This is a genomic window from Shewanella sp. 2_MG-2023 (assembly GCF_030548905.1).
Taxonomy (GTDB): domain Bacteria; phylum Pseudomonadota; class Gammaproteobacteria; order Enterobacterales; family Shewanellaceae; genus Shewanella; species Shewanella electrodiphila.
Window position 1 is genome coordinate 1 of record NZ_JAUOSO010000035.1, and the last position, 10,055, is coordinate 10,055.

Annotated in this window: 8 protein-coding genes and 1 pseudogene; 1 reads left to right on the forward strand and 8 read right to left on the reverse strand. The window is 39.2% G+C overall.

Going from position 1 to position 10,055, the window contains the following annotated elements:
• The 7 genes from Q4600_RS20880 to Q4600_RS20910 all read right to left on the reverse strand — a co-directional run.
• On the reverse strand, positions 1 to 853 hold an 853-nt coding region (locus tag Q4600_RS20880; RefSeq protein WP_303524434.1), incomplete at its 3' end, for a transposase.
• Positions 850 to 1,740 (reverse strand): site-specific integrase, encoded by an 891-nt coding sequence (locus Q4600_RS20885; RefSeq protein WP_303518188.1) that lies wholly within the window; start codon positions 1,738 to 1,740, stop codon positions 850 to 852. The genes Q4600_RS20880 and Q4600_RS20885, both read right to left, overlap by 4 nt.
• Positions 1,741 to 1,926: 186 nt before the next feature.
• Positions 1,927 to 2,376 carry a hypothetical protein gene (locus Q4600_RS20890; RefSeq protein WP_303518186.1) on the reverse strand — a complete coding sequence of 150 codons (450 nt, stop codon included), beginning with the start codon at positions 2,374 to 2,376 and terminating at the stop codon, positions 1,927 to 1,929.
• A gap of 295 nt (positions 2,377 to 2,671) precedes the next feature.
• Positions 2,672 to 4,006, reverse strand: a complete 1,335-nt coding sequence (locus Q4600_RS20895; protein ID WP_303518184.1) for a hypothetical protein — start codon at positions 4,004 to 4,006, stop codon at positions 2,672 to 2,674.
• Positions 3,996 to 4,991 carry a TniB family NTP-binding protein gene (locus tag Q4600_RS20900; protein ID WP_303518181.1) on the reverse strand — a complete coding sequence of 332 codons (996 nt, stop codon included), beginning with the start codon at positions 4,989 to 4,991 and terminating at the stop codon, positions 3,996 to 3,998. The genes Q4600_RS20895 and Q4600_RS20900 overlap by 11 nt, the downstream gene beginning before the upstream one ends.
• Positions 4,991 to 7,048, reverse strand: a complete 2,058-nt coding sequence (locus tag Q4600_RS20905) for a hypothetical protein (protein WP_303518179.1) — start codon at positions 7,046 to 7,048, stop codon at positions 4,991 to 4,993. Before Q4600_RS20905 ends, Q4600_RS20900 begins: the two co-directional genes overlap by 1 nt.
• Before the next feature lie 2 nt (positions 7,049 to 7,050).
• Positions 7,051 to 7,662 carry a TnsA endonuclease N-terminal domain-containing protein gene (locus tag Q4600_RS20910; protein ID WP_303518177.1) on the reverse strand — a complete coding sequence of 204 codons (612 nt, stop codon included), beginning with the start codon at positions 7,660 to 7,662 and terminating at the stop codon, positions 7,051 to 7,053.
• Between the two features lie 883 nt (positions 7,663 to 8,545).
• Here Q4600_RS20910 and Q4600_RS20915 point away from each other — a divergent pair.
• Positions 8,546 to 9,673: a hypothetical protein gene (locus tag Q4600_RS20915; protein WP_303518175.1), complete on the forward strand. Its 1,128-nt coding sequence runs from the start codon at positions 8,546 to 8,548 to the stop codon at positions 9,671 to 9,673.
• Positions 9,674 to 9,912: 239 nt separating this feature from the next.
• On the opposite strand, the pseudogene Q4600_RS20920 reads toward Q4600_RS20915, so the two are convergent.
• Positions 9,913 to 10,055: pseudogene (locus tag Q4600_RS20920) on the reverse strand (IS4 family transposase); the annotation flags it as partial.

Genomic DNA, 10,055 nt, shown 5'->3' on the forward strand with positions numbered 1-10,055 from the left:
GCAGCACATGTTGCAGTACCAACCATAGAAATTCGACAGTAGGTAATGTACGTATTTCAGTGGTGTTGGTTTGGCTACTTTGATACTCAAAACTAATTTGTCCGTCGATATTACTGACGATATTTTTATCGGGTAACACGCCGCGATAAAGGTATCGCGACAGGTACTTTAACGCTGGCAGTCCTTTACCCACATGTTGGCAGTCTACCACCCACTTTTGGGGTATTGAGCTAGGGAGTTTGAGACTCAGTTTTGCCAGTTGCGCCAGCAGTCTTGCTCGCCACACGGTGGCAAGGTTAAAGGCGTTGAACAGGTATTTACCCTTGTTCTTTTTCCACTGTTTTTTGTGCTTATTAAAGCTGCCTGCCGGAATGATGAAGTGGATATGAGGATGGTAGTCACGCCTTCGGTTATGGGTATGCAGCACGCCCGTAAATCCAATATCACCACCGAGTTGCTTTGAGTTTTTAGCAAAGTCTTTTAGCACGCTGGCGGCCACCGAGAACATGGCTTGATACATCAACTCGGATTGATGTTTAGCCGTTACTCGCAACTCATAAGGCAAGGTAAACGTCACCATGTAATACTCCACGGGCAGGAGTTTAGCTTGCTGTTTGTTGAGCCACTCTGTCGTGGTGTTGTGCTGGCATTGAGGGCAACTGCGATGACCACATGACAGCGGGAAATCAGCAGTATGAGTGCAGCTGCGGCATGCCCACTGGCTGGTTCGCTCAGTATTGCTGCGACAATTAAGCATGGCGAAAATAGCTTGGCGCATGGATGATGTTATTTGACCATCATAAGCCTGATTAAAGGCATCGAGGTGGTCGCGTAAAAGTTCAATGAACTTCATAAATCGCACTCCCATTTGAGCACCAAATTATCAGTCAGTTGGTTAACGGACAGAGCAGTGTTTTTTCGAGTGATAGTGGTGAGGCGGGTATAACGGGCGGTTGTATTAAGGCTGTTGTGACCGAGCAAAGTTTGCACTGAGCGCAAATCTAACCCTTGCTCTAACAGATGAGTGGCGTAGTTGTGGCGCAGATTATGTGGGCTGATGGACTTATGAATATTGCACTCTGCAATGACTCGTTTTAAGGCTTTCTGAATGCCGCCTTTATCTATCAATGAATCAGGTTTGCCATCTTTTCCTGGAAAAATCAGTCGAGGATGGCGATGAGTTTGCCAGTAATATCGCAGCGCTAATAAGGTCCGTTTGGGCAGCGGAACTAACCTGTCTTTACCGCCTTTAGCGTTACGAATATGCACCTGCATCATCTGTGAATCGATATCACCAACCTGCAGTGAAATAGCCTCACCGAGGCGCAACCCCATACTGTATAAGGCGAGAAAACACACTTGATATCGCAGCTTATGGGTAAGGCTAATGACGATAGAAACTTCAGCAGGGGTAAGAATATCAGGCAGTCTTTGGACTTGTGGTGGCTTAACAATATTAAGCCACTCCCAGTGTTGATTAAGCACATGTCGATAGAAAAACTGTAGCCCATTACGGTCGAGTTTCACGGTGCTCCACGAGTGTGAATCAATTAAACTGACAAAGTAGCGCTTCAAATCATCCGTTGAAAGGTTATCAGGGCAAGCATCGAAATACGCACTAATACGCCTAACGGCGCGGCTGTAGGCATCGATGGTCGCAGGCCGCTTGCCTTGCAGTGTTAAGTTGGTAAGATGTTGTTCATAAAGAAAATCAAAGCGTTGTTGCTCGTGAGTGTTCATCGTAATACTCCTAGATAACTGCCAGAGTAGGCAGGGTCTAGTAAGTATTTAGGATGGGAGAATAAAGGTGAGCTTTATCTTTTCTGCCGCAGAGCGGCTTCGTTCAACAAAGAATTTTAGACTGATTCATTACTTTGGTATGAGTTTAACTCAATAATGTTTACATAATCTGAGTATGATTTGCTTTTAAATCCTAAGAAAATCTCTTACGCATTGCCAGTCTAAAAAAGCCTCGCTACCAAAGTGTATGACTTTACCTGAAAATGACTCCTGTCCTTTTCCTTCATTGTAATCATCGATAAGAAAATCCCCTTTAAGTAAATCTTTCCGTGGAGAGATAATTAAGCGATGTACATAATCCATACCTAAGTGAGTTTCTACCCAGGTACGTTTTTCTGTATAACAAAGTGGATTCATAACCGAAGGGGCAGTGAGAATAAATGGATCATAATGCTCAGATGTTAATAACTGCTCCATAGCTTCAATACCACCTTTTATTGGTAGTAAGTTGTGAAAGAAACCTGGCTGACTTTGAGGGAATAGTATTTGAGGGTAGAGCTTTAATGCATGCAGATGAGCGTTTGCGTAATCACACAGAGTATCATCCATGTCTATATAAATAACTTTCTTACTCATATACTTGTTTCCTCTGTATCTTCTTTAAGAGTATTTTTGAACATGCCAGATTTAGCACGTTTCATAAAAACAATACTCTGACTATTATCAGGCAAATCGAAATACGCTCTATAGCTTTGTTCATAATGTATAAGCATGTATTAAAGAGCCTGAAATTTAGTGAGAATAACTCGTGTAAGCGCAGGATTGATAACTTAAATCTAAACGTGATTTCATCACTTCTAACTTCAATAAGTATCATTCAACAAGCGTACAATATAGTTGTAATAGTTGTTCTAACTGCAGTAGGTTAAATTTAAAACTCCAAAGCAAGTTGGTTTTTTAACTTTCTAATATTGAGGACATCATTGAAATCCACCTGCTTATCACCATTATACCCAGCCCACTTTGGAATACGCGCCATACCTCGTTTTCTAAACGCTAAAATTTCTTCTCTAGATGCGCCGGTTATCCTTATCGCTTTATCTATATTCACCATGCGTTCATTGATGCTATTGAAATGTTCTTTTGCAAAGCTTTGCAGTGATTCTTTTTCACAATAAATAGATTCCAGTAACGACTTATCTGGTTGATAACCACAGACAAGCTTACTCTGATGAACTGCAATAACGACATCTTCTATTTCAACATCATTTATCCATAACAGGGGCTGATAAGAAGACAGCGGTTCCATTGCAGATGACATTTGATTTGAGGAGAGCAGCACAAATAATGGCGATACATCAACAATGGATTTAATCGACAAACTTGCATTAGTCTGCGTACGCACAAGCCTCACAGACACTAACTTAGCTAAGCTTTCAATAGTGACACCTAATAATTTACATGCTTCGCTAGCTGATAACCAAACTTCTGACACATTTGATAAACATCTTATGTGACACTGCTTTGTTTCATTTTTTAAGGTTTCAACCGCAGGCCAACTGGTTTTTAAGTGACTTAAAAGCCTTGTTATTTCAACATTCGCAATGTTCTTAGGATAATCCGCTGAGATTGAATGAAAAGTTTGGCAAGCCCACTTTTTAGCACAATCTAAATCAGTTAGCAGAGCGTAGCCCAATTTTAATTCGTGTTGGAAGTTTGGTAGGTAAGGATACTTAGTAGATTTAATTGGGCCTGTTTTTTCATAATGATGTGCAGCCAGTAAGACATCACTTACTTGCTCATGGGTAAGATGAAGGTATTCATTACGTTCTGCAGTTAACGCTTTATGGCAAAAAGCGATGGTACATCTTGCTTGTAACAGCGCAGGTTCAAATTTTAATAATGAGCTGCAATGAGGGCAGACACTTATCAAGTCATTACCATGTATTGCACAATATGACTGAAAAGGATTCTGCCATTCATTACGGTAATACGGCTTTTCTCTAATGCAGTCTGGGCAAACCTTAGTAGTCAGTTGCAATGAATAATTAAACAGTGGACTCTGCATGCTGGATAAATGAGTGCGCTTTGGTAGCAACAAATCAATTTCAGGTACCTTAGAATCGATGCACTTTATAACACGGTTCAATTGAGCATCACTCACTAAAGCAGATGTCCTGGTTAATCCGTTGCGAGTAATCAAACGAAGTAGGTAACCAATTGGGGCTTCATTTTCGATTTGAGCGGGTTTAATACTAAACTGCATAGGTTTGTTTTTTCGAATATGTAAGATGATTGGATTTTTCTAACGTGTTTCTTTTCTTTGCTTCTAAAATAGAATTGGTAATCCACTGTATTTCAGACAGATTCACAAAAGGATTATCGGTACTTTTGCAATACAGATTAAAATTGATACTTAATGCTTGATATAGCGATTTCAAATCAGGGCTTCTCATACAATTTTCCTGAATGAATAAATCATTTAACGTACTCATGCTTTTCTCTTGATAGGCCACATATACTCGGTCATAAAACTGTTGATGCAATACGTTGGATGAGTCTAATTCAGGCCCCTTGATTTGCTTAAGATACCAATCTACACAATCAGTCCACTGACTTTGCTTTGGTGCATGACGCCTCAATGGTATTGGCCGTAACATGCGCCGTGATAATTGCTCATTATCATTAAGTTTCATGTTGTGTTCACCAAATGACATTAGCCTTGATGCAAGCTGACTACCAGCAAAAACAATGGAGCATTGAATTGCATCTTCATCGAGCAACCAGCAAAGATATTTGATGATGGATTGAAACAAAATGCCGTCATAGGATGTAGAAAGGTTTTGTATCTCATCTAAAATGATGAGTTCTACCTCTTGCTCCTTTAGTAAGGTAATGAATTGAGTTTCTAGCTCCGAGGAATGCGGCCTATTTCTAATAGGCGGACCTCCCAACGCAGAAATTAACGTTTTCATAAAATCGTTAACGTTTGATTTGCCTTGACGTACTGCATAATAGAAAACAGGTATTGTCTTTTTTTCAATGTCTTCAACAGGTTTAAATAATTTCTTATAAGCTTTGAGCAAATGTGTTTTGCCTTCGCCTGAAGCGCCATAAATAAGCAGTCCTTTTTTAGTACACTGCTTATCGAAATACATGCCATGGACCATCTTAATCCGCTTAATTGTCTCATTGACTTTATAGCTCTTAAATATGTCGTCTTCCGCTATATCGACGGTTAAATCACGCATTACCACTTATCCTTGCCATGTTTATTTTCAAATTCATCAAAGCTTGAGTGAATGACATCGTCTTCTTCGAATGTCTCATGCACATTACGGACGTTTTCATTGAGTCCATCACCTTTTGCCACCTCTTGCGGAGGCGGATTTGATAGAACATCGACATGTTGCTTCGAGGTAATACCGTGTGACTTTTGTATTCTTGCCTGCGTCACCAAACCTTCCTCGTTGTTGTCTTCATAACTCGGTATTGCAGGGCCTCGTCTAGGTGGAGGGCGTTTACTTTTGGGGTAGAACTTCTTAATTTTTAAGATGTTGCCTGTGTTTGGCGGAATAATCCCCTCTATATCAATAGACTCAGTGATGGTTGACACATTATTAAGTTCGTTAAAAGAAATAGGCTCAGGGTTTTCATGTACTTCTATGTGCCTAGCAACGACTTCAATTTGTTTGTGACTGCCATAAGGAATTGCGGTTACCGTAACTTGACGAGCATCAAAGTGGTCAAAATACACTTTCACTTGAGGAGTCTCATTACGACCAAATTCTTTCAGATTTCCATACAACTCTCGTAATTCAGCACTTTCAAAAACTTGCTTTCGGCAACGGACAGTACCATCAGGCTGTAATTTGCTCGTATCTTGAAAGAGCTCTACGTGAAAAGCTTTTTTTACGTCATCGTAGCTGTAGTAGTCACGAGGGGTGTTAATCAGTGACGCTTTCCATAATTCACTTGGTGTTTTACCTGTCGATGGGTGAGGAGTGTTATGGTAATCAACTAAATATGTATTTAATAAGCGTTTAAAGTCGTTCACTGTTAAATCTGCAACGTCTTTAGGCTGTTTACTCTGTGGCGCACCTCTGTCAGTACGTTTAGCAACTAGTGAGTTTAAGCCGATGGTAAACTCACCTGCAGCCGTTTCAATCTCTGTACCTTTCAAGCAGTTATTGCGTAAATTGTTATTAAAACTTTCAATGAAAGGTTTCTTTTCAGGATGGTTAGAGGGACAGTAAACCACGTTAACGCTTAATGACTCTGCCAGCTTTTTAATTAACGCATTGTTGTACCCAGGCCCGTTGTCTAACACGATAGATTCCGGTCGTCCTGAGAACGGTAAGTTATCAGTTGACGTAAATATGTTACGCAGTGAATTCAATACACCTATTTTATTCTCGGAGCCAAAATCGAGAACGACAGATATGATGGCTCGAGTGTAAACATCAATAGCAAGGTACAGTGAGACGCTTGGCGTCACCACATGAGTATCGTCATTAATTAAGCACAAATTAAAACAAACACGGTCTAGCTCTACTCGCTGTAAAGCAAAATGTGTTTTTATTTTCTTTTGCAAAGACAACAAGAGCCTGTTGCGCTCTTTTTGTGTCAGGTTAGGATTATTAAGTTTTAGGGAAACTTCGTTAAGCTGACCAAGTCGGCGTCTAAATGTGCGCTGAGATACCACTTTGATTTCATCATTTTCAATGGCGGCTTTCTTCGCTTTTCTTATATAACTACGATAATAATTCTTAACGATATTTGAATTAGAGTTAGAAAAAGCGACATTAATAAAGGAAGATAAAAACGCCTCTGTTGCAACACTTAAACGCGTTCGACAATCCCTTTTCTTGCAAGCAAGCGCTTCAAGCTCATAATCTGAACTAACAAAACGTTTCCAATACCTACACAGCGTTTTCCAGCCAGGGTGCTTGCTGCACATCGATTCAGGGTGAAGTATTTCCACTAATTCAATCACCTTCAAATAAGTGCTACGGGTAGTAGGCTTGTTACCTTGCTCTACAATCTCCTGCATAGCGTGCATGTATTTAATCTTGTCACTGGCAAATTCTTTTTGGTACTCAGTCAGCTCGATAGGCGCAGCAATTGGCAACCGCATTTCAATCAGCTTTTTAGATATATTTTTCTCAAATACCTTACGGTCTAGATGTACCTCTGTTTCAGCCGAGTTCTCTCCACTGAGGATGACACTGTTTGGCGTCATCGCTAAAATTTGTTGAATACCACCAGATTGGGTATTGAACTCTGTGCCAATTGTGTAGCCGTACATGATTAAGCGCCTACTCGCTGCAAAATTGAATTTGCACTAATGAGCTCTGCTTCATTGAACTCATAAACGCCAGAGGTGAGTAGGGTGTACGCTTCCGATACTGGATATTTCGTCAATACTTTTAGTTCAGCAATAAGTTCTGAAAATGAAATGGTATCAGGCAACGAATATTGCTCATGTTGAAATGAGGGTTCTAAAAGGTAGTTAGCAGCTAATAACTTGAGGTTATGCAGTTCGATTTCATCAACATCTTCAGAGACAATAAGTTCAATACCTAAGCCGGTAGTGCCCAATGTATATTCATTAAAGGAGGCAACTTTCTTTTTGTATTCATCATTCGTAAATTTGGCATGATGGATTTCAATGTATGATTCACGTCCATTTATAAATTTCACCAAGAAATCCGGCGTAAATCGGCATTTCTTACCGAGTATTTCAAGATGCATGCTTTCTGGCTGAGCGGCAAAAGACTTCACGTCAGGGTTAACTTCGAGACGTAGGGCTAAAATCCACTCAAGAAATGATTCAATCTGAAGTGCACAACCTGACTTCTTCGAATAAAATCGAATGACGTGTCTTCCTCTGTGTATATTTGCACTTCTTTTGTTACTCATTAACGAATCCTAAAGTTAATTGCCACTACATAAAACTAACATCTTGTAGTTTAGTCGATTTTATGAGATTGTTATCAGTTACCGATTTTTCAGGTAAGAGTTTGCTACCTCATAAAAATATTAAATTTTTCAATGTTACAAATTTGGATTTTAAATTTAACAAGCAAATGGTGAAGCATTTTAAAAAGAGTCGCAACCAGTGGCTTATGCCATAAAAAACACCTTTTCACAGTGAGTTAACGAATGTTAATGTTCTGGCTTGCAACTTGTTTTTCATGACCAAACAAACATTTAAATAGCGGTATTTAACAAATCAAACTCTCAAAATCGCAGTTTTACCTATATATTTTTAAAATAAAATACAGTAATTGCTGAAAATAACGAAAACGTAACAAAATATGTCAATCTTGCTAAGTCGTTGGAAATGATGAAAAGAAGGTTCAATATTTTTTTGACATATTATGCCCATATTTTTGCTGTTTTCTCGTACTCAACCCATTATTAAACAGCTAAGCTAATCAATATAGGTATCCCAACCGAATAAATAGTTTAAAGTGCTATTGTAAAAATTTGATAGCAATACAATAAACAACCATTTTTTTCATTTTTTGAATTACTTTAGATTTAAACGGGCAGTTAAGATTGGTAAATTCAATTTTTCTTGAGAAGAGAGTGATACTTTACCGCAATATAAATGCCTTATAGCCTCATCAAAACCTTCAACGTTAAACTAGATTCCATTAGTTTAGAGACCAGCCTTACTAAGCCTTTCTGAAATAACCCTTGTAACCCGATACGTATTGAACAGTTTGAAGCAACCACCATTACCAGATATACTAAAATCGATGTCATAAGGTAATGAATTTTAAGAGGGTTTTAGGCTATGGAAAGCCGTTTCAGTCGATATGTAATAATAGTTACGTTAATTGCTGCATTAGGCTTCATCGTTAGTCATTACAAAGGTCAATGGATTAGTATTCCTCTTCTGAGTGATTTCTTTACGGTAGCAGAGGACACTCCTGAGCTCTTAACGTCAAAAAGCGATATATCAACGCCTCCTGAAATCATTAAAACTCGCTCAACTGAACATCACGAATTTGAAATGTCTTCAGAGCAGCGCCGTGCTTGCGGTTCATTAACCGTAACTCAAGGGCTAGAGGTAAAAAAGCAGGATAACGGTATTTATACCTGGGTAGACGATAAAGGTATTACTCATTTTTCCGATGTCGCTGCAGCTAATAAGAACAGCATACTTAGCCAGTATTCAGAGCCGCAATATAGTTTTGATATCGAGATTAATTCTATTGCGACCAATCCTCCGCCATTTCTTCGCAATAAACTCACTACCACCTTAAAGCACATTGATGCAGAGTATCGTCAGCTTTTACCAAAGCGTGAATTACTGCCGATTAAAATCGACTTAATCCTTGCAGGAAGTGCAGGAGCTTATAGCGACTTACAACGTAAATACTCGAACTCAGTCAGTGCGAGCCAGGGGTTCTATTCAAGCAAGCATAATGTCGCCGCGGTATTACATCACAATGACCAGCAAGCTTTCAGGACTGCTGTACATGAATCAGTTCATGTCATGAATGCAGGCCAATTTGGTTCGACGCCGCGGTGGTTTAATGAAGGACTAGCAGAGTACTTTGAGTCCCCTCTGTATTTAAAGCAACTAAACAACAAAAGCCAGTTTCAATTAGCCACATCTCGCCAAGTTAAAGCTGCAAGTAAAAACTATCGTAGTGGTAAGTATTTAAGCTTAGTAAAACTCTTTAATGCTAACGATGCTGATTGGAATGGAAGTAGCCGCAGTTTGCTTTATCAGAACTCACGACAGTTTATTCAATTTTTAATGTCTAGTTCTAAAGGCAGACAAACTTTAAATACATTATTTACTCAATTTAGTGAGCAACGTTGTATTAAAAAAACGCCAATACCTGCACAGAAAGCCTACCCAGGCGATATGCGTAAACTTGAACAAGACTGGCTTAAATGGCGTAAAAGCTAATGGTTAGATGTTTATTGAATCAATCAGTAGTATTACTACAGGGTTAGTGTTTTAAGTTTAAACCCAAATAGGACAGCAACATATTGATGGCCAGAAATCGTTTAGAGCTTGCAACTCATTTATGCCCCAAAACGAGTTTCAATCTATTGTTATAAGCATAATTAGATCTAATACATGCCACAGTTTGCTTGAAAACATACAAAGCACAGGCCAGAATAACTATGCCACTACACTAATTGTCAATGCGATTTCAACAATTTCAAACTCCTATTTTTGTAAGCTCTTAAGCCAATAAACTGGTTTGAAAGTACATTGCGGTGCTTGATTGAGTTAGCTTGATATTGCCTGTGTTTATCGGCTGCTTTGACCGCCAAACCAAGCA